Below are 19,348 nucleotides of genomic sequence, written 5' to 3'. Positions count from 1 at the left end.
AAAACGGGGCATCGGGAAAAAGTGGCCCGTAATCGCGGCCTGTGAACGAGGTCTGCCGGGCTTCCCCACCCCCAGGGGAGGGACGCCCGGCAGACCGGTCCAGGTGATCGCCGTATCGGCGTATCAGCTGTTCATCCGCTTACCTCACGGCGTACGCGTCGTTGACGGTCTGGACGACGGCGTTGCCGTTCGCGTCGGTCAGCTCGGTCCGCAGGGTGACGGACCGTCCGGTCGCGTCCGCGTGGTCCACGGTCGCGGTCCACCGGCCGCCACGCTGCGCGGTGGTGGCCGTGTGCCAGGTCTCGCCGCCGTCGTAGGAGAAGGAGACCTTCGCGCCGGTGAGCTTGCCGGGAGTGTATCCGGCGTGCCCGGTCGCACCGAGGCCGATCCGCTGGCCGTCCCTGGCGGGCAGGGTCTTCATCCCGTCCGACGGCAGGTCATAGCGCGGGAAGAGCAACGGCAGCCCCTGCGAGGCCACGTGCGGCTTCCGCTCGGAACGGAACTTCCAGGTGGTCTGCGTCTGCGTGGACCGCTTCCAGACCTGGGCGGGCGAGCCGACCTTCGTGGTCATCATGGTGAGTTCGTACGCGGCGTCCTCGGCCGGCACGGTGAACACACCGAACGGGTAGGCACTGGTGCCGATGAGCTGTCCGTCACGGCTGAGCCGCATGTTGCCGATGTCACCGAACGAGCCTTGCTGTCCCACGTGTTCGGAGTCGGTCATGAACGCCGGGGCGACGCCGATCAGGTTGTCCTGCCGTTCACCCGCCAGCAGTTCCCCGCCCGCCGCGTCGCGCGGGGCGCCCGGGACGATCAGACCTCGGTACCACTCCTCCGCCGTGGCCCGACCCGCCTTGTACGTACGGGGGTTGCCGGTCATCAGCTCGCCCCAGGGGAAGCTGGAGGAGAGCATCTTCTGCCAGACGGTGTCGCCCGCCGTGTAGTACTCGGTGCGCTTGCCGGGGGCGGCGACCAGAGCGAGGGAGGACGCGCCGAACGTTCCGCCGTAGGGGCGGGAGACCAGGAGCGTGTCGACGAAGTCGGCGGCCACGCCCATGGACTCGTGCGTGGAGACGACCGAACCGAGCTTCTTGTCGCGGACCTTGTAGGTGCGGTCCGAGGTGATCCGCCCCTTCTCCGGGAACGACAGGTTGTAGACGAACGGGCTGACCGCCGTGGCCTTCCAGGTGACGTCCGCCCGGCCCTTGGCGAGCGCAGCGGTCAGTACGGCGGCCTCGTCGGCCCGCAGGCCGAGGACCGGCAGGGGCGCCGCCCCGTAACCGATGCCGGGCTTCCAGTCGCCGGCCGAGGGCCGGTACACCAGGAGCGCCTTCGCCCCGGCGGCCTCCGCGGCGCGTGCCTGGGCGAGGACGTTGGAGGAGTCGTCCGCGACCTTCACCAGGGCGATCCGGCCCCTGACCCCTGCGGCCTCCAGCTCTGCCGTGCTGCCCTCACCGGCGTCGACGACCTCGGCGCGGCCCTTGCCGTCCAGGTTGACCGACCCCGTGGTGGCGGGACGGGGGTGCAGATCGGCTCCGCCGACGAGGGAGAACTTCTGGATCTGGGGGGCGTAGGCGCGCCAGAAGGAGGCGAACTCGAAGTCGCCGTCACGGGGCTTGCCCTGGACGTCGACCAGATAGTCCTTGATCAGTTCGTTGCCCGAGATGGACCCCGAGTGCAGCCAGTTGTCCCAGGTGCGCCCGAAGGCGAGGGTCGCGCCGCGCGTCTCGGCCGCCCGGTCCTGGGTCCTCACTTTCAGGCGGTGGGCCTTGCGGGCGTCGAGGACGAGCGTGCTGTCCTTGGTGAGGTTCAGCTGAGGGCGTGCCAGATAGCCGACGGAGCCCACGAGTTGACCGGTCGGATCGGTGGTGTCGGGCGAGGCGATGAAGCTGGATACGAAGTACGCGCCGGGGCGGACCCGGTAGGTCTGGTCGGTGGCGCCCTCGTTGAAGCGGCGTTCGCCGGAGGCGGTGTCGGTGCCGATGAGGTCGACCGAGGAGACTCCGCCGGCGGGCTTGCCGGTGCGGTCGATGAGCTTGACGCGCAGGGTGACGGTCTCCGGTGCCACATAGAGGGAGAACGGCGTGGAGACCTGCACTCCCCCGGGTGCTGTGGCGAGGACGCGCCCGGTGACGTCACCGTACTGGGCGGCGGCCAGCCGTGCGTCGGGGTCGAGTTCGAGGGGGACCTCGACCGTCGCCCCGGCGGGCACGGTGATGGACTTCCGGCCGAGGGCGGCGACCTTGGAGCCGACGGCGGAGCCGTCGTTGCCGGTGACGCCCGAGACCTTCAGCGAGAGCTTGACCGGCTTGCCGCCCGTGTTGGTGTAGGGCAGGGCAACGGTGGTGCGATCGCTCCTGTCCTGGGGCCAGTTGAAGGTGCCGCCCTGGACGGCGGGCGCACCGGTCACGGGCGTACGGACGGCGCGGTCCACGTCGAGGCGGCCGCCGCCGGTCTCGCGTACGTCGCCGGGCACGGCGCTGTGCGCCGAGGAGACCAGGGCCGCCTTGATCTGCTGGGCCGTCCAGTCCGGGTGGCGCTGCTTGACGACGGCGGCGGCGCCCGCGACGTGCGGGGTGGCCATCGACGTACCGGACATCGACCGGTACGCCTGTGAGCCCCGGCCGCCCGCCGCGGCGGCGGAGATGGCGACGCCGGGTGCGGCGATCTCCGGCTTGAGCGTGTGCGAGCCGATCGTGGGGCCGCGGCTGGAGAAGTTCGCGGTGGAGTCGTCGCGGTCCACCGCCCCCACCGTCAGCACGCCGGCGGCGCAGCCGGGCGAGGAGACGGTGTTCAGGGACGGGCCGAGGTTCCCCGCGGCGACCACGAACAGGGTGTCCTTGTTCTTGCCGAGTTCCTCGGCGGCCAGACTCATCGGGTCGGTGCAGTCGGTGGGCTCCGCGCTGCCGAGGCTCATGGAGACGACGTCGGCCTTGTTGTCGACGGCCCACTGCATGCCCGCGATGATCCAGGAGGCGGCGCCGGACCCGCTGTCGTTGAGGACCTTGCCGACCATGAGGTCGGCGCCGGGGGCGACGCCCTTGTTCTTGCCGTCGCTCGCCGCGCCGGAGCCTCCGACGGTGGACGCGACATGGGTGCCGTGGCCCTGGCGGTCGTCGGTGGTGTCGGAGTCGGTGAAGTTCTCGGATGCGGTGATCCGGCCCTGGAGGTCGGGGTGTTCGGCGTCGGCGCCGGTGTCCAGGACGGCGACCCTGGTGCCGGTGCCGTCGTGACCGGCCGCCCAGGCAAGGTCCGCGCCGACCTGCTTCGTCGACTTGTCGAGACTGGCCTGAACCTTTCGATCGAGCCAGAGCTTCTTGAGGCCGGAGGCCGCCCGGGAGCGGGGGGCGGTGAGGTCGGCCCAGAAGTCGGCGGTGCGCTTCTTGTCGGCCTTCAGCGCGAGTCCGTCGATGACGTCGAGCCTCTGGCCGCGCTCCGCCCCGCGCGGGGTGACGAGGGTGCGGCGGGCAGCGTCGCCGGTGTAGGTGGCGATCAGCGGGACGGAGTCGGCGCGGCTGTCGTCGTAGCCCTGGCGGATCAGTCCGGTGACGTTGAAGAGCTCCTCGTCGACGGTACCCGCGGCGAGCGCGGCCACGGCGGACTCCGGGTAGACGTACAGGTCGGAGCCGGACTGCCGGGTCTGGACGAGAGGGACACTGCCGTCCTCGCGGGGCAGGGCGGTGGCGGCGGACGCTCCCGAGGCGTCGGTGGTCACCAGCACCTTGTCGCCGGTGACGAGCGTCAGGGTGACGGGCGTGGCATCCGTGGCGGCGGCCGCACTGCCGGTGAGCGGTCTCTTCGCGTATCGCGCGTCCGATGGCGCTGCCACGGACGGTGCGATAGCGGTGACGGCGAGCACGGCGGCGGTCGCCGCTCCGAGTGCCGTACGCGATATCGGGCGCATCGCTCTCCCCAGGTCAATCCGGAACGAATCAGCCCAAGAGGCCGCATCCCGGAGGTTGTTGGTGCTGCGGTGGCGCCACAGTGGCAGAGCGACCAGGGGTACGGGGGATGATGTGAGCGGCGGGTTTACGCCGTGGCCTCTTCCCGCCACGCGGGACCCGCGGGCAGGGGCGCCGCGATGCGCGATCACCACACGGGAGGGCCGGAGAATGCTGGGGGCCATAGGTCTCGACGAGAGACAGGAAGCCACGTACCGCGCACTCGTCGCGGCGGGAGCGGCCGAGCTCACCGATCTCGCGCACCGGCTGGCCCTTCCCGAGGCGGACACCGAGCGGGTGCTGCGCCGGCTGGAGCAGCAGGGTCTGGCCGCCCAGTCCTCGGCCCGGCCGGGCCGCTGGGTGGCCGCTCCGCCCGGGGTGGCCCTGGGTGCGCTGCTGATCCAGCAGCGGCACGAGCTGGAGCAGGCGGAGCTGGCGTCCGCGCTGCTCGCCGAGGAGTACCGGGCGGAGGCGAGCGAGCCCGCGGTACACGACCTGGTGGAGGTGGTGACGGGGGCGAGCGCCGTCACCCAGCGCTTCCACCAGTTGCAGCTGGGCGCGGTGTCCGAGGTGTGCGCCCTGGTCACCGGGAAGACGGTCGCGGTGACCGGCATGGAGAACGAGTCCGAGGAGCGCGCCACCTCGCGCGGCGTGAGCTACCGGGTGGTGGTCGAGCGCGAGGTGCTGTCGATGCCGTACGGGATTCTGGAGCTGTCGACGGCGCTGAGCCGGGACGAGCAGTGCCGGGTGGTGGACCGGGTACCGACGAAGCTGGTCGTCGCCGACGGCAGCCTCGCGATGGTCCCGCTGACCGGGCGGGGCGAGGAGCCCGCCGCCCTGGTCGTTCATGCCAGCGGTCTGCTGGAGTCGCTGATGGGCCTCTTCGAGGCGGTGTGGCGGGAGGCGATGCCGCTACGGCTGGGCGAGGGCGGCGGGGTGCGCGAGGACGGGGTCGGGCCCGACCCGACGGACCTGGAGGTCCTGTCGCTGCTGCTGGCGGGGCTGACGGACGCCAGTGTGGCCAAGCAGCTGGACCTGGGGCTGCGGACCGTGCAGCGCCGGGTCAAGGGCCTGATGGAGCTGACCGGGGTCTCCACCCGCCTCCAGCTGGGCTGGCACGCGTACGAACGCGGCTGGGTGTCCCGTACCACCGCCTCCTGAGGGGGTGGACCGATGCAGGTGGACGCGGGTGCCCCGGATGCGCTGACGGGCGCGGCGGTGCACTCTCCGGCACGCTGGTCAGATGAGTGTGTGGCAGCTCGTCGCCGTCGGCCTGGTCATGCTGCTGGGCCTGGTCGGGGTGCTGCTGCCGGGCGTCCCCGGGCAGGCGATCGTCTGGGCGGCGGTGCTGTGGTGGGCGCTGACGGACATGACGACGGCGGCCTGGGGCGTCCTGATCGGCGCGACGGCCCTGATGCTGCTGAACCAGGCCCTCAAGCCCCTGCTGCCGCCGCGCCGCCCGGGTGAGTCGGGCGCCCCCCGCCGGACGTTGATGCTCGGCGGGGTCGCGGCGATCGGGGGGTTCTTCGTGGTGCCCGTGGTGGGCGCGCTCCTCGGGTATGTGGGGGCGATCTTCGGCGCGGAGCGGCTGCGGCTGGGCAGCCGGGGCGCGGCCTGGACGTCGGTGCGCTCGGTGATGCGGGCCACCGGCTACGCGGTGCTGGTGGAGCTGTTCGCCTGCCTGCTGGTGGCGGGCGCCTGGCTGGGCGCGGTGCTCTGGGGCTGACCGCCCGGGGTGCGGCGGGGGCGGTCAGCGGGGAGCCGCGGCCGCTTCCCGGTGGCGTACGGCATAGGAACGCCAGGGCCGCCAGTCCTCGCCCCCGGGCATCCCGTACGGATCCACGTCGGGGTCGCCCAGCGCCCGCATCCGGATCAGCGCGGCGGTGCGGCGGCCGACCCCGGGGAGCGTCAGCAGCGTCCGCTCCGCCTCGTCCCGGTCGGCGCCGGCGTCCAGCCGCAGCCGCCCGTCGGCGAGCGCGGCGGCCAGGGCGTCGAGCGCCGGATCCTCGACAGAACCGGCGAGCGCGCCCGGCTCGGGGAACACATGGGTGAGCCCGCCGCACGGCACGTCCAGCGCCTTTCCGTACCGCTCCACCAGCTCCCGGGCCCGCTCCCGCCCCACCAAGGCCCGTACGGCGGCCTCTTCCGGGTCCGCCGCGCCCGGCGAGCGCAGTCCGGGGCGGGCGGCGACCAGCGGGGCGAGATGGGGGTCGGCCGCGAGGGCCTCGTCCACGGCGTACGGGTCGGCGTCCAGGTCGAGGAGCCGGCGCAGCCGCTGGACGGCGGTGGTCAGGTCACGCAGGTCGGTGAGCTGGATGCGGGCCTCCAGCCATGGGCCCGGAGACGCCTCGTCGACCGCGACGAGCCCGGAGCCGTACGGCAGCCGCAGGGTGCGCCGGTAGGTACGGCGCCCCGGTTCCCCCACGACCTCCTCGACCCGGGCGACCGCCTCCGCGGCCAGCAGGTCGAACATGGCGGCGGTGGCGTACGGGCGCCGGTGGGCGAGCCGCAGCGGCACCCCGGCCCGCGCTCCCTCGCGGCGTCCGCCGCCGAGCCCCGTCCCGGCCTCGGCGCGCAGGGCGCTGGGGGTGCGGGCGTAGATCTGCCGGATGGTGTCGTTGAACTGCCGGACGCTGGCGAACCCGGCGGCGAAGGCGATCTCGGTGACCGGCAGCCGGGTGGTCTGGAGGAGCACCCGGGCGGTGTGGGAGCGCTGGGCACGGGCGAGCGCGGCGGGTCCCGCGCCCAGCTCGGTGTTCAGCTGGCGCTGGACATGGCGGGCGCTGTAGCCGAGCCGCCCGGCGAGCCCGGGCACCCCTTCGCGGTCCACCACGCCGTCGCCGATCAGGCGCATGGCCCGGCCGACGACGTCCGCGCGGACGTTCCACTCGGCGGAGCCGGGCACGGCGTCCGGGCGGCAGCGGCGGCAGGCCCGGAAGCCGCCCGTCTGGGCGGCAGCGGCGGTGGCGTAGAAGCGCACATTGGCGCGTTTGGGAGTGACGGCGGGGCAGCTCGGCCGGCAGTAGATGCCGGTGGTCACCACGGCGAAGAAGAACACTCCGTCGAACCGTGCGTCGCGGCTGCTCACCGCCTCGTACCTGGTCCGTTCGTCCATCACACCGTCCAGTGTGCGGCAGCCGCCGCTGCCGCACTCGCGGTTTTCGGACATCGAGCCGTACGCCTGCGGCTACCGCACCCGGCCCCGCTTGGCCTGCATCGCCGCCCGCCCCTCGGAGCCCTTGCGCTTCCAGTCCCGCAGGATCTCGCTGCGCACGCGCGCGTCGGTCTTGGCAACGATCCGCTGGTTCTCGCGGAGCAGCTTGCGGTAGCTGTCGAGGCGGCGCTCGGGCAGGGTGCCGTCCTCCAGCGCGCCGAGCACGGCGCATCCCGGTTCGACCGTGTGGGCGCAGTCGTGGAACCGGCACCGCGCGGCCAGCTCCTCGATCTCGGAGAACACCCCGCCGACCCCTGCCCCGGCGTCGAAGAGGCCGACGCCGCGCAGGCCGGGGGTGTCGATGAGGACGCCCCCGTGCGGCAGGACGAGCAGGTTGCGGGTCGTTGTGGTGTGCCGGCCCTTGCCGTCGACCTCCCGGGCGGCCCGCACCTCCATCACGTCCATACCGAGCAGGGTGTTGGCCAGGGTCGACTTGCCCGCGCCGGAGATGCCGAGCAGCACGCTCGTACCGCCGGAGACGAGGGCGCCGAAGACGTCGAGCCCCTCGCCCGTGGTGGAGCTGACGGGCAGCACCTGGACGCCGGGGGCGATCGCCTCGACGTCCCGGACCAGGTGGGAGACGGTGGCCGCGTCGGGCACCAGGTCCGCCTTGGTGAGGAGCACGATCACTTCGGGCTGGTGCTCGGTCTCCCGTCCGTCACCGAGCAGGGCGGCGCCGCTGGAGCTGGACAGGGCGAGCGCGAGGAAGCGCTCCAGGCGTCCGAGGTCCAGTTCGACGGCGAGCGAGACGCAGATGGCGATGTGGTCGATGTTGGTGGCGAGCACCTGCCCCTCGGACCGCTGCGAGGAGGTCGAGCGGACGAAGGCGGTACGGCGCGGCAGCAACGTACGGACGAAGCGCGGGTCGCCGTCCGCGTCGAGCGCCACCCAGTCACCGGTGCAGACGATCCGCATCGGATCACGCGGCACCACGAACGCGGTGTCGGCGCGGACCGGGCCGTCAGCGGTGATCACGTCACACTGACCGCGGTCCACCCGCACCACCCGCCCCGGGACGAGCCCCTGCTCGGCGTACGGGGAGGAGGCGGCCGCCCAGTCCTCGTCCCAGCCGTACGGGGCCAGCGGGTGCGAAGAAGGAGAGCAGGACGAAGCTGCCGGAGAAGACGAGAAAGACAAGGGAAACCCTTCACAGGGTGGCCCCGGCACGCGCGCTCGGCGCGGGAGTTACGAGAGTGGTCAGCCGGTGGCCACGGGGATGAGGACGATGCTCTTCCGGTTGTGGGCAGTGCCCATCACAACGACAGTCATCAATGTCCTCACCTCCTGATTCCTCTTGCCTGCCGCACGCGTCACTGCGGCATGCGGAACGGTGTTCACCCTAGACCGGCCCCCGGGAGCGGCGCCAACAGTTTTTTTCGCCGGAGTTACCCCAGATCTCCCTCGATCGGGTGATACGCATGCATAGCTGCTGGTCCATGGCCGTTAGGGTGCCGAGCATGACCACACCCCAGACCTCCACCGGCACGTTCACACCGGCCCAGTTGGGCACCCAGATTCTGATCGGCTGGAGCGGCCGGCAGCCCGACGCCGACCAGGACACCGCCTTCCTCCTCTCCTATTCGCTGGGCGACGGGCAGGACGGCCCGGAGGTCGGCCGCGAGGCCCTGCGCAGCGCGCTGGAGCGTGCGGGCCTCCAGGTCGGCGGCTCGATCCAGGACGCGGCTACGTCCCCCGGCATCCAGGCGAAGCTCCTCGTCCAGGCGGGCCAGGCCGTCCTGACGCTGCCTCACCTCAAGGCGCAGTACCCCGCCCCCGCCGAGTGGCTGGCGGCCGCCCAGGCACAGGGCCAGGTGTACGGCATGTTCGCCACCGCCCCGTGGCCGGAGGCCGTGCCGGGGCAGCCGGTCAGCGAGGACCAGCTGCGGGCCTTCGCGGCCGACGAGGAGGTCGTCCGCACCTCCGCACACTGTCTGCTCCCGGTCCTTTCCCTGGGCTGACCGCCCCGCACCGCCGCACGGCGAGGCCCACCACCCCCCGTGGAGTGGTGGGCCTCGTCGTGCGGCGGTGCCGGTCGTGCGGCGTGCCGCGGAAGCGCGGAAACGAGGACGGGCGGTCCGGAGGGTGACCTCAGGACCGCCCGTGCTCGCTACGTCAGTTGTTGCCGACGCCGTTGCCCGAGAGCACCGGGATGTCGTCCAGGATGTGCGACAGCGGCTCGTCGCCCTTGGCCTGGGTGGAGTTGTCGGCGCACTGCTGGTTCTGCGGGTTGGACAGAACGTTGATGTCCTGGACCGTGACCGGCACGACGCCGACGAGCGAGCCGACGTTGACCTTGGCGGGCAGGCCGATGCAGAGCTTGTTCAGGGTGCCCTGAACAACCTGGGTCTGCGGGCTCCAGTCACCCTTGGTCACAGCGTTGCCGAACTTCGACTCGGCGCCGTTGCCGTTGACCGTGGTGGTGCCACCGTCGTTACCGATCGCCATGGCCGCGGGAGCCGCGACCGCGGACAGACCGAGCATGGACACGGCCACTGCAGCGCCGGCCATCATCTTCTTCATCAAGCTTCACCTTTCGGAGCGTCCCGGTGTGGAACGTACTGATCAACCGACGCGGACCGCGATCGGTTGCGCAGTACCACTCAAATGGGTTCGATCCGGCGCAAGGTCGACGCCGCTGCTCAGTTCTCGGCCACCTCGTCCGAGGTGCGGGCCGCCGGGACGAAGCCGCCGCGGTGTGCGGTCGGCTGCTGAGGTGCTTGCGGAACGGGGTCGCATCCGGCCGCCCGCCACTCGGCGACGAGCCGGTCGAAGATCGGTGTGCCGCTCGGTGGGGGCTGCTCTCTGCGCTGCGGGGGCTGGCTGCCGTACGGGTCCATGGAGAGGCTCTACCCGGACGGGGCCGGACCGTCAGCCGGTGCTACGGCATCCGGCCCAACCCCCGCACCGCCCGCGCCCGTCGGACACGGCGCCGGACGCGCCCTCGCACGACGAAGGGCCAGCCCGTCCCGTCCGGCGAAGAGTGTTCGCCGGACGGGGGGACTGGCCCCGCGTGGGTCGGTCTGTGCGGCGTCAGTTGTTGGCGGCGCCGTTGCCCGAGAGGATCGGGATGTCGTTCAGGATGTGCGACAGAGCCTCGTCACCCTTGGCCTGGGTGGAGTTCTCGGTGCACTGCTGGTTCTGCGGGGAGGACAGGATGTTGATGTCCTGGACCGTGACGGGCACGAGGCCGACGAGGGAGCCGATGTTCGCCTTGGCGGGCAGGCCGATGCAGGGCTTGTTCAGCGAGCCCTGGATGAGCGCGAACTGCGGGCTCCAGTCGCCGTGGGTCGCGGAGTTGCCATAGGCCTGAGAGGCGCCGTTGCCGTTGATCGACGTGGTGCCGCCGTCGTTGGCGATCGCCATGGCGGACGGGGCGGCCGCAGCGGAGGCACCGACGACCGAGGCAGCGACGGCCGCCGAGGCCATAATCTTCTTGATCATGAAAAACCCTTCTGGGATGAAACGTGTGCCCGCCTGTCCGGAGCATTCTGCTCAACTCGGCTCGGCGGGTCTGGTTATGCCCATTCACTCGAACGGTGTTATTCCCGCCGTGCGTTCACGGAGAATGCGAGGCCGGCACGGGAGGAGTCGGAACCGGAGGAATGGGGGGGCGGCGAAAGCGCTGAGAGGGCTGCCGTTCCGCGGCGGTCAGCCGCCGATGGGCACTCCGCCGAGCAGTGGGGCGGCGCCTCCGGCCGCGCCGGTGGCCTCACCGGCCAGCTTGCCGACCGTGCCGTCCTTCGAGACCGTCTCGGTGGTGTCGCCGACGGTGTCGACCAGCGGGTCCACTACCTGCGGGGCGCTGGCCACGACCTGGTTGAGGCCCCGGTCGAGGCTGAAGTTGGGGGCCATGGCGTCAGTAACGGCGAAGGCGGGGGCAGCCGTTCCGAGGGCGGCCACGGAACCGGCAACGATCGCGGCGGTCTTCGCGTACTTCACTTCGGTGTTCCCTTCTGCGCGGCATCTGTTTCGGTCACGTTCCCGTGCCGCACAAGCTTTCTTTACCTGTGACTTCTGCCGCTTTCTCCTTGGACAACGATCAGGCCGCATTCGGGAAACTGTGCGGCGTCATCTTTTCTCTGCCGTCGACGGCGGCCGTTCAAGGAAAAGGCCCCGGACGGCGGTTGCCGTCCGGGGCCGACCGGTCCCGGGCTGTCCGCCCGGCCGGTCAGTTGTTCACTGGTTGATGCAGGTGTTGCCGAAGGCCGGGTTCAGCGCACCGGCCAGGTTGACGGTGTTGCCGCAGACGTTGACCGGAACGTGGATCGGGGCCTGGAGGATGTTGCCGGACAGCACGCCCGGGGAGTGCGCGGCAACGGCCTCGGCGCCCGAGTCGGCCATGGCCGGCGCGGCGGTGCCCATCGCCATGAGCGTTCCGGCGGCGACGGCGGCAACCTTGGTGTACTTCACTTTGTGTCCCTTTCCTCGGCGGAGTCCGGCGCGGTCACGACTTTCGTGCCGCCCGAGCCCGATATTGATCGCTCGTGACTCCGGCGCTGTCATTCGTAACGATGAACGGCCGGAATCGAAACTGCCCGGGAAGCGGAATCCCGGAGAACCGCCCGAATGACGCAACGTCGATTCGGCGTGGGTTACGGGAATGGAGGCGCCCAGAAAGCCACCGCACATTCCCGGGAAAAGCGGCGGGCCCGGGCCGCTCGGTGGAGGAACTCCGAGGGCCCGGACCCGGGTATTCAGCCGTATCAGCCGTTGCCGGCACCGTTGCCCGAGAGGATCGGGATGTCGTCCAGGATGTGCGACAGAGCCTCGTCGCCCTTGGCCTGGGTGGAGTTCTCGGTGCACTGCTGGTTCTGCGGGGAGGACAGGACGTTGATGTCCTGGACGGTGACCGGCACGACGCCGACGAGCGAACCGACGTTGCCCTTCAGCGGAAGACCGACACAGGGCTTGTTCAGCGACCCCTGGACCAGGCCGAACTGCGGGCTCCAGTCACCGTGGGTCTCGGCGTTGCCGAAGGACTGCGAAGCGCCGTTGCCGTTGATCGAGGTGGTGCCCCCGTCGTTGGCGATCGCCATGGCCTGCGTGGCGCCGAGGCCGAGGACGGAGGCGGCGACAGCGCCCGTAGCCAGAACCTTCTTGATCACGATTAACCCTTCTCGCACTGGTTGCCCCGCGGCGGAGCATCCTGATCAACTCGGCGCCCGGCGTTTGGTTCCGCCCATTCACCCGAATGCCGGGCACGGGGGCGTGCGGCACCGGAGCGCGACCGCCGCACGGATTCGCACACATCGCCCCACCTCCGTTCGTACGTCCGCCCGTTCGTACCGGCGGAATCGTTTTTCTTTACCCGTGGACCGGGAAGTGCGGGATCCGTACACGCCAGCCATCCGGGTGATGGCAAAATTTTCACGCCACTCCAAGTTTCCCCCACAGCCCTCGGTCGTTATGGCAGTCGTCCAGCGCGCATGTGTGAGGGAAGGGCAAGTAACAAGTAATGCGACAAGTCTTGAACAAGAGCTTCATCGTCGTGGCGGCCGCCTCAGGTCTCCTGGCCGCGGTCGGCGGCACCGCACACGCCGACGCGTCGGCCGAAGGCGCTGCCGTCGGCTCGCCGGGCGTCGGTTCGGGCAACACCCTGCAGGCTCCGGTGAACATCCCCGTCAACGTGTGCGGCAACACGGTCAATGTGATCGCCCTGCTGAACCCGGCCTTCGGCAACAAGTGCGTGAACGCCGACGGCCCGAAGCACGACCACCCGCCTGTGGACAAGCCGCCCGTAGATGAGCCGCCGGTCGACGAGCCCCCGGTCGACGAGCCGCCCGTGGACGAGCCCCCGGTCGACGAGCCCCCGGTCGACGAGCCGCCCGTAGATGAGCCGCCGGTCGACGAGCCGCCCGTGGACGAGCCCCCGGTCGACGAGCCCCCGGTCGACGAGCCGCCCGTAGATGAGCCGCCGGTCGACGAGCCGCCCGTGGACGAGCCCCCGGTCGACGAGCCCCCGGTCGACGAGCCGCCCGTGGACATGCCTCCGACCGACACCCCCGGCACGGACACTCCTGGTGCCGACACCCCCGGTTCCGGTACGCCCGGCTCCAACACCCCGGGTGCACACCTGGCCGACACCGGTGCCGCCGATCTGGGACTGGCCGCCGGTGCGAGCGCCGCGCTGCTGCTCGGCGGGGCGGTGCTGATGCGCCGTACCCGTGACGCGCGGGACTGAATCACCACCGCGACTGCGTGAAAACGAGGTCCGGCCGGACAGCGGGGACTGTCCGGCCGGGCCTTTCGTCGTGTGCGGTGACCGGTTTCTCCCGGGGTGCGGGCCGATCGGTGGATGATGGCCGGGAGCCGTGGGGCCGTGCCGTCGCCGGGCCCGGCCGCGCCGGATGCTGGTGCGCCGGTCGGCCGGTGAGGCCGTGATGTCCCCGAATCCCCTCAGGCCGCGATCCGTTCGAAGACCGCCGCGAGGCCCTGGCCGCCGCCGATGCACATCGTCTCCAGGCCGTAGCGGGCCTCGCGGCGGTGGAGTTCGCGGGTGAGGGTGGCGAGGATACGGGCTCCGGTGGCGCCGACCGGGTGGCCGAGCGAGATGCCCGAGCCGTTGACGTTGATCCGCTCCTCGTGGTCCTTCTCGCCGAGGTCCAACTCCCGTGTGCAGGACAGGACCTGGGCGGCGAAGGCCTCGTTCAGCTCGATCAGGTCGAGGTCGGCGAGCGAGAGACCTGCCCGGTCGAGGGCGGTGCGGGTGGCGGCTACGGGTGCGATGCCCATCGTCGCGGCGGGGACCCCGGCCCGGGCGAAGGAGACCAGGCGGACGAGCGGGGTGAGGCCGAGGCGTTCGGCGGTTCCGGCGCTGGTGACCAGGCAGGCGGCCGCCGCGTCGTTCTGGCCGCTGGCGTTGCCCGCCGTGACGGTGGCCTCCGGATCGGACTTGGTCATCACCGGGCGGAGGGCGGCGAGTTGTTCGGCGGTGGTGTCGGGGCGGGGGTGTTCGTCGGCGGTGACGACGGTCTCGCCCTTGCGGGTGCGTACGGTGACGGGGACGGTCTCCGCGTCGTAGCGCCCCTCGGCGGCGGCGCGCGCGGCCCGCTGCTGCGAGCGCAGGGCCAGGGCGTCCTGGTCGGCGCGGCTGATGCCGTACTCCCGGCGCAGGTTCTCCGCCGTCTCGATCATGCCGCCGGGGACCGGGTGGTTGAGGCCGCCCGCGGTGACCCGGCCCCGGGCGAGGGCGTCGTGGAGCTGGAGGCCGGGGCCCTTGATTCCCCAGCGTCCGTCGTGGGTGTAGTAGGGGGCGCCGCTCATGACGTCGACGCCGCCCGCGATCACGACGTCGCTGAACCCGGCGCGGATCTGCATCGCCGCGTCCAGGACCGCCTGGAGCCCCGAGCCGCAGCGGCGGTCGATCTGGGAGCCGGTGACCGTGGTGGGCAGTCCGGCGTCCAGGGCGGCGACGCGGCCGATGGCGGGGGCCTCGCTGGTCGGGTAGGCGTGGCCGAGGATCACCTCGTCGACCCGGTCGGGGTCGATGCCGGTGCGGGTGACGATCTCCGCGATGACGCGTGCGGCCAGCGCGGCCGGTGTCTGCTGGGCGAACGCCCCGCCGAACCGGCCGATCGGGGTGCGCAGGGGTTCGCAGATGACGACGTCGAGCGGCACGGGCGGGCCTTCCTTCAGGGCGACGGGCGGGGCGCGGGTGGTGGGGTGACCTTCGCATCCGGTGACTGAGCCGGTCCAATACCGGATCGGCTCCGGATCGAGAGGCCCGGCGTCTCAGTCGGTTCGCCGTCCGGTCCGCGTACGGGTGTCGGAAGGGCGTCCCGGGCGACGGCGAGCACGGCGTGCAGGGCGGCCGAGGGGTTGTCCGCGCGCCAGGCGAGGGCCGCCTGTCGGCGGATGGGCGGTCCGGTAAGGGGCCGGTAGACGAGTCCGCTCTGCTGGATGTGGCGGACGGAGGTGACCGTGAGGGTGACGCCGACCCCGGCCGCGACGAGCGCCATGATCGTGTACGAGTCGGGGGCCTCCTGGACGACGCGCGGGGTGAACCCGGCGCTCTCGCAGGCCTCGGTCATCGCGTCGCGGACCGTGGAGCCGGTGTTGGCGGGGAAGGAGACGAACGGTTCGTCGGCCAGTTCGCCGAGCGGCACCGCCTCGCACCGGGCGAGGGGGTGGTCGAAGGGCAGGGCGCAGAGCAGTTCCTCCTCGTCGATCACCCGGTAGGACACTCCCGCACGGGTGACCGGCAGGCGGACGAAGCCGAGGTCGAGCGAGCCGTCGGCCACCCGGGACAGCGCGACGTTGGCGTACGTCTGGCCGGTCATGACCAGTTCGAGGCCGGGGTGGGCGGCGCGTACGGCGCGGGTGAGCCGGGGCAGCGTCTCGTGGCTGGAGGCTCCGGCGAAGCCGATGGTGACCCGGCCGTACTCGCCCCGGCCGGCCGAGCGGGCGGCCCGTACGGCCGTGTCGAGGTCGTCGAGGACCTTCGTCACGGGTTCGAGGAAGGCCTCCCCCGCGCCGGTGAGCCGGACGGAGCGCGTGTTGCGGCGGAAGAGCTGCACGCCGAGCTCCTTCTCCAGCTGCCGGATCTGCTGGCTCAGCGGCGGCTGCGCCATCTGGAGGCGCTTGGCGGCGCGGCCGAAGTGCAGTTCTTCGGCCACGGCGAGGAAGGCCTTCAGATGGCGCAGTTCCATGGGGCGCTCCTCGCGTCTTTGATACTCCTCGCGTCTCGGTCCGACCCTAATTCGGTATTGGACAGCCATCAATGGGGGCTGACACCGTGGTACCGGCGCATGCGGACGATGGGGAGCACTGTGGACCGGACGGCCGACAAGGTCATGTCGATGAGGGAGGCCGTCGCCGCCTTCGTCCACGACGGGGACACCGTGAGCCTCGAAGGGTTCACCCATCTCATCCCGACCGCAGCCGGGCACGAGATCATCCGGCAGGGCCGTCGCGGACTGACGGTCGTGCGGATGACGGCGGACATCGTGGTGGACCAGATGGTGGCGGCGGGCTGTGTCACCCGGCTGGTCTCCTCCTTCGTCGGCAACTCCTCCGCCGGTTCGCTCGGTGAGCTGCGGCGGCGGATCGAGCGGGCGGACCCCGAGCCGCTGGCGTTCGAGGAGTACAGCCACTACGGGATGGTCTGCCGCTATCTCGCCGGTGCGCAGCGACTGCCGTTCCATCCGCTCCGCTCGTACGGCGGGAGCGATCTGCCGTCCGTCAACCCCGGTATCCGCAAGGTGACGTCGCCCTACCCCGGGCCGGACGGGCAGCCTCCCGAACAGATCTACGTCGTACCGCCGGTCAATCCGGATGTGACGATCGTCCACGCCCAGCGCGCCGACCGCCGGGGCAACACCCAGATCTGGGGACTGACCGGGGTCCAGGCCGAGGCGGTGTACGCGGCGGACCGGGCGGTCGTGGTCGTGGAGGAGCTGGTCGGGGACGAGGTGGTCCGCTCGGACCCGAACCGGACGCTGATCCCGGCGCACGCGGTCGACGCGGTGGTGGTCTGCCCGCGCGGGGCGCACCCCTCCTTCGCGCAGGGCTACTACGACCGGGACAACGCCTTCTACCGGTCCTGGTCCGCGATCAGCCGGGATCCGGTCCGGCTGCGGGAGTGGCTGGCGGAGTGGGTGTACGGCACCGCCGACCACGCGGAGTACGTAGCGAAGCTCGGCGAGGAGTACTGGGCGGGGCTCGCGGTGGGCGAGGCGCTGAGCGCCCCGGTGAACTACGGGCGGCGGCTGTGAGCGGGCCGGGCCCGGCGGAGGAGGGGGCCGGGGCTGTGCGCGGTCACGGTCGGGCCGGCCCGGTGGACGGGGGCGGTTCCGCCGTGCCTGTCACCTCCTCCGAGCTGCTGTCCGTCGTCGCCTCCCGTGAACTGGCCGGGCGGCGCACCGTGTTCGCGGGGATCGGGCTCCCGACGCTCGCGGCCGAGCTGGCGCGGCTGACCGTCGCGCCGGGCATCGATGTGGTGTACGAGTCCGGGGTGTGCGGGGCGCACCCCTCCCACCTCCCGGAGACCATCGCGGACGCGGTCCTGATCACGGGCGCCGAGGCGGTCGTGTCGATGCCCGCCCTGTTCGGTTCGGTGCTCCAGGGCGGGCATATCGACGTGGGGTTCCTGGGGGCCGCGCAGATCGACCGCTGGGGCAACCTCAACACCTCGGTCATCGGGGACCCGTGTCGTCCGTCGGTGCGGCTGCCGGGCTCCGGGGGCGCGGTCGAGGTGATGGCGAACGCCCGTGAGGTGTTCGTGGTGATGCGCCGCCACACCCCGCGTTCCTTCGCCGCCGCGCTGGACTTCTGCACCACGCCGGGCCCGGACCGGGCGCTCGCGGACGGAATCCGTCCGCTCGGCGTCGGCGTCACCCGGGTCGTCACCGAGCTGGGCGTCCTCGCCCGCGAGGGCGTCGGGGACGAACTTCGGCTGGTCGCCGTGCACCCCGGGGTCACCGTCGAGCAGGTCCGGGCGGCGACCGGCTGGGAGCTGGAGGCCGCCGACCGGGTCGCGACGACGGCCCCGCCCACACCCGCGGAGCTCCGGCTCCTGCGCGACGATGTCGACCCGAACCGTGTCTACCTCCGCTGAAGACCGTGCCTGCCTCTGCTGAAAGGGCCCCACTGCCATGCGTATCAGGATCGTCGGAGCCGGGGCCATGGGCCGTGGCATCGCCCAGTGGGCGGCGAGCGCCGGGCACACCGTGGAACTCGCCGACGTACGGCCCGAGGCGGTGACGGAGGCCCTGGACTTCGTCGCCTCGATGCTGGACCGGGCGGTTGCCAAGGGCCGGATGACCGCCGCGGACCGGGACGGGGCGGTGGCCCGGCTGGTGCCGCTCGGTGATCCTTGGGCGGCCGGTCCGGAGGTGGAGCTGGTCATCGAGGCGGTACGGGAGGACCTGGCCACCAAGGCCGAGGTGTTCGGGAAGCTGGAGCGGGCGCTGCCCTCGTCCGCCGTCTTCGCGACGAACACCTCGTCCCTGTCGGTGACCCGGATCGCGGCGACGCTCCAGGACCCCTCGCGCCTGGCCGGGCTGCACTTCTTCAACCCCGTGCCGCTGATGAGGATCGTGGAGGTGGTGCCGGGCGCGGCGACCCGTCCGGACATCCCGGCCCGGCTGACCGAGCTGGTCGAGGGGTGCGGCCACCGGGCGGTCACCGTCGCCGACACCCCCGGATTCCTGGTCAACCACGCCGGGCGGGGGCTGGTGACCGAGGCGCTGGCGCTGCTGGAGGAGTCGGTGGCGGACCCGGCGGAGATCGACCGGATCGCCCGGGACGTCCTGGGGCTGCGGATGGGCCCCTTCGAGCTGATGGACCTGACCGGTCTCGATGTGACGGCCGCGGTGATCGACTCGATCTGGGAGGGCTTCCGGTACGAGGACCGGCTGCGCCCCTCCTTCCTCACCCCGAACCGGGTGGTGGCGGGGCTGCACGGCCGCAAGACGGGCCGGGGCTGGTACGCGTACGGGGACGGGGCGTCCGGCCCCGCGCCGGAGGGCCCGGTCGGCGGGAACGCGGAGCGCCCGGTGTTCCTGGCCACGTCCGGGCGGCGGGAGGTCGCGGCGTACGAGGAGGGGCTGACCGGCTCGCTGGAGGCGGCGGGGGTCCGCGTCGAGCGCGGCGGCGGGCCGTCGGCGGAGGCCGTGGTGCTGGTGCCGGTGTGGGGGACGTCGGTGGCGGCGGCGATCGCGGAGGGCGGGCTCCCCCGGGAGCGTACGTTCGGGGTCGAGGTGCTGCCCTCGGCCGGGCGGCGGCGGGTGCTCGCGGTGACGCCCGCCTCCGACCGGGGGGCCGCCCGCGACGCGCGTGGGGTGCTGGCGCGGTCCGCCGAGGGCGGGGAGCCGTACGGGGTGTCGGTGGTGCGGGACACGGCGGGGTCGGTCGCGCAGCGGCTGCTGTCCTCCGTCGTCGCGGTCGGCTGTTCGATCGCGGAGCGCTCGCTGGCCGCGCCGGCCGATATCGATCTCGCGGTGACCGCGGGCCTCGGCTATCCGGCCGGGCCGCTGGCATGGGGCGAGCGGATCGGGGCCGCGGGAATGCTGGAGCTCCAGCGGGCACTGCACGCGACGACGGGCGACCCGCGCCACCGGCCGACGCGGTGGATCACCGAACGGGCCGCCCTGGGCCTGGCCCTGACCGACCCGGGGACCTCGCCCGCGGACTGCCTGGAATGAGGGGCGGGGTCGGACGTCCGATTCGTACAAGACGGCCGGGACGGCGTGCT

18 protein-coding genes are annotated in these 19,348 nt (G+C 72.1%); 7 read left to right on the top strand and 11 right to left on the bottom strand.

Annotation, left to right across the window (positions count from 1 at the left end):
• Positions 1-139: 139 nt before the first annotated feature.
• Positions 140-3,904, bottom strand: coding sequence for a S8 family peptidase (locus RI138_RS27815; protein WP_311122089.1), 3,765 nt, complete (start codon positions 3,902-3,904; stop codon positions 140-142).
• A gap of 208 nt (positions 3,905-4,112) precedes the next feature.
• On the opposite strand from RI138_RS27815, the gene RI138_RS27810 reads away from it, so the two are divergent.
• Together RI138_RS27810 and RI138_RS27805 are read left to right on the top strand one after the other, a co-directional pair.
• Positions 4,113-5,102, top strand: coding sequence for a helix-turn-helix domain-containing protein (locus RI138_RS27810; protein ID WP_311122088.1), 990 nt, complete (start codon positions 4,113-4,115; stop codon positions 5,100-5,102).
• An 82-nt stretch (positions 5,103-5,184) separates the two neighbouring features.
• Entirely contained in the window at positions 5,185-5,667 is a 483-nt protein-coding gene (locus RI138_RS27805) for a DUF456 domain-containing protein (RefSeq protein ID WP_311122087.1), read from the top strand.
• 24 nt (positions 5,668-5,691) lie between these two features.
• Here the strand turns inward: RI138_RS27805 and RI138_RS27800 are convergent, their stop codons facing one another.
• The gene (locus tag RI138_RS27800; protein WP_311123036.1) at positions 5,692-7,056 is read right to left on the bottom strand and encodes a DNA-3-methyladenine glycosylase 2 family protein; all 1,365 of its coding nucleotides are present in this window, start codon (positions 7,054-7,056) and stop codon (positions 5,692-5,694) included.
• Between the two features lie 72 nt (positions 7,057-7,128).
• Complete coding sequence (gene rsgA, locus RI138_RS27795) at positions 7,129-8,292, bottom strand: ribosome small subunit-dependent GTPase A (RefSeq protein WP_311122086.1); 1,164 nt, start codon at positions 8,290-8,292, stop codon at positions 7,129-7,131.
• A 320-nt stretch (positions 8,293-8,612) separates the two neighbouring features.
• On the opposite strand from rsgA, the gene RI138_RS27790 reads away from it, so the two are divergent.
• Complete coding sequence (locus tag RI138_RS27790) at positions 8,613-9,113, top strand: DUF5949 family protein (protein ID WP_311122085.1); 501 nt, start codon at positions 8,613-8,615, stop codon at positions 9,111-9,113.
• Positions 9,114-9,267: 154 nt separating this feature from the next.
• Here RI138_RS27790 and RI138_RS27785 read toward each other — a convergent pair whose 3' ends face one another.
• From RI138_RS27785 to RI138_RS27760, 6 genes are all read right to left on the bottom strand, one after another.
• Positions 9,268-9,675 (bottom strand): rodlin, encoded by a 408-nt coding sequence (locus RI138_RS27785; RefSeq protein WP_311122084.1) that lies wholly within the window; start codon positions 9,673-9,675, stop codon positions 9,268-9,270.
• Between the two features lie 119 nt (positions 9,676-9,794).
• Entirely contained in the window at positions 9,795-9,992 is a 198-nt protein-coding gene (locus RI138_RS27780) for a hypothetical protein (protein WP_311122083.1), read from the bottom strand.
• A 193-nt stretch (positions 9,993-10,185) separates the two neighbouring features.
• Complete coding sequence (locus tag RI138_RS27775) at positions 10,186-10,596, bottom strand: rodlin (RefSeq protein ID WP_311122082.1); 411 nt, start codon at positions 10,594-10,596, stop codon at positions 10,186-10,188.
• Positions 10,597-10,803: 207 nt separating this feature from the next.
• Positions 10,804-11,094 carry a hypothetical protein gene (locus RI138_RS27770; RefSeq protein WP_096626234.1) on the bottom strand — a complete coding sequence of 97 codons (291 nt, stop codon included), beginning with the start codon at positions 11,092-11,094 and terminating at the stop codon, positions 10,804-10,806.
• Positions 11,095-11,331: 237 nt separating this feature from the next.
• Entirely contained in the window at positions 11,332-11,565 is a 234-nt protein-coding gene (locus tag RI138_RS27765; protein WP_311122081.1) for a chaplin, read from the bottom strand.
• Between the two features lie 293 nt (positions 11,566-11,858).
• On the bottom strand, positions 11,859-12,260 hold the full coding sequence (locus tag RI138_RS27760) for a rodlin (protein WP_096626230.1): 402 nt from the start codon (positions 12,258-12,260) through the stop codon (positions 11,859-11,861).
• Positions 12,261-12,610: 350 nt separating this feature from the next.
• Between RI138_RS27760 and RI138_RS27755 the strand changes: the two genes are divergently transcribed.
• Positions 12,611-13,336, top strand: a complete 726-nt coding sequence (locus tag RI138_RS27755) for a chaplin (RefSeq protein WP_311122080.1) — start codon at positions 12,611-12,613, stop codon at positions 13,334-13,336.
• Between the two features lie 215 nt (positions 13,337-13,551).
• On the opposite strand, the gene RI138_RS27750 is transcribed toward RI138_RS27755, so the two are convergent.
• Both RI138_RS27750 and RI138_RS27745 read right to left on the bottom strand, forming a co-directional pair.
• On the bottom strand, positions 13,552-14,772 hold the full coding sequence (locus RI138_RS27750; RefSeq protein WP_311122079.1) for an acetyl-CoA C-acetyltransferase: 1,221 nt from the start codon (positions 14,770-14,772) through the stop codon (positions 13,552-13,554).
• A gap of 14 nt (positions 14,773-14,786) precedes the next feature.
• The gene (locus RI138_RS27745) at positions 14,787-15,803 is read right to left on the bottom strand and encodes a LysR substrate-binding domain-containing protein (protein ID WP_257002123.1); all 1,017 of its coding nucleotides are present in this window, start codon (positions 15,801-15,803) and stop codon (positions 14,787-14,789) included.
• Positions 15,804-15,911: 108 nt separating this feature from the next.
• Between RI138_RS27745 and RI138_RS27740 the strand changes: the two genes are divergently transcribed.
• From RI138_RS27740 to RI138_RS27730, 3 genes are all read left to right on the top strand, one after another.
• A complete protein-coding gene (locus RI138_RS27740; RefSeq protein WP_311122078.1) occupies positions 15,912-16,868 on the top strand; it encodes a CoA transferase subunit A in 957 nt (318 codons plus the stop codon).
• An 83-nt stretch (positions 16,869-16,951) separates the two neighbouring features.
• The gene (locus RI138_RS27735; RefSeq protein WP_398863869.1) at positions 16,952-17,710 is read left to right on the top strand and encodes a CoA-transferase; all 759 of its coding nucleotides are present in this window, start codon (positions 16,952-16,954) and stop codon (positions 17,708-17,710) included.
• A gap of 37 nt (positions 17,711-17,747) precedes the next feature.
• A complete protein-coding gene (locus tag RI138_RS27730; RefSeq protein ID WP_311122077.1) occupies positions 17,748-19,298 on the top strand; it encodes a 3-hydroxyacyl-CoA dehydrogenase in 1,551 nt (516 codons plus the stop codon).
• Positions 19,299-19,348 lie beyond the last annotated feature (50 nt).

Origin of the sequence: Streptomyces durocortorensis (assembly GCF_031760065.1) — a bacterium.
Classification (GTDB): domain Bacteria; phylum Actinomycetota; class Actinomycetes; order Streptomycetales; family Streptomycetaceae; genus Streptomyces.
The sequence above is the reverse complement of the archived record's forward strand: the minus strand, read 5'-3'. Positions and strand labels throughout refer to the sequence as shown.

Bases quoted from the DNA above. Each gene is read 5' to 3' on its own strand.
- RI138_RS27790 (WP_311122085.1), top strand. From the start codon at position 8,613: ATGACCACACCCCAGACCTCCACCGGCACGTTCACACCGGCCCAGTTG.
- RI138_RS27755 (WP_311122080.1), top strand. From the start codon at position 12,611: ATGCGACAAGTCTTGAACAAGAGCTTCATCGTCGTGGCGGCCGCCTCA.
- RI138_RS27745 (WP_257002123.1), bottom strand. From the start codon at position 15,803: ATGGAACTGCGCCATCTGAAGGCCTTCCTCGCCGTGGCCGAAGAACTG.
- RI138_RS27805 (WP_311122087.1), top strand. From the start codon at position 5,185: ATGAGTGTGTGGCAGCTCGTCGCCGTCGGCCTGGTCATGCTGCTGGGC.
- RI138_RS27780 (WP_311122083.1), bottom strand. From the start codon at position 9,992: ATGGACCCGTACGGCAGCCAGCCCCCGCAGCGCAGAGAGCAGCCCCCA.
- RI138_RS27810 (WP_311122088.1), top strand. From the start codon at position 4,113: ATGCTGGGGGCCATAGGTCTCGACGAGAGACAGGAAGCCACGTACCGC.
- RI138_RS27775 (WP_311122082.1), bottom strand. From the start codon at position 10,596: ATGATCAAGAAGATTATGGCCTCGGCGGCCGTCGCTGCCTCGGTCGTC.
- RI138_RS27740 (WP_311122078.1), top strand. From the start codon at position 15,912: ATGGGGAGCACTGTGGACCGGACGGCCGACAAGGTCATGTCGATGAGG.
- RI138_RS27785 (WP_311122084.1), bottom strand. From the start codon at position 9,675: ATGAAGAAGATGATGGCCGGCGCTGCAGTGGCCGTGTCCATGCTCGGT.
- RI138_RS27815 (WP_311122089.1), bottom strand. From the start codon at position 3,904: ATGCGCCCGATATCGCGTACGGCACTCGGAGCGGCGACCGCCGCCGTG.
- RI138_RS27800 (WP_311123036.1), bottom strand. From the start codon at position 7,056: ATGGACGAACGGACCAGGTACGAGGCGGTGAGCAGCCGCGACGCACGG.
- RI138_RS27730 (WP_311122077.1), top strand. From the start codon at position 17,748: ATGCGTATCAGGATCGTCGGAGCCGGGGCCATGGGCCGTGGCATCGCC.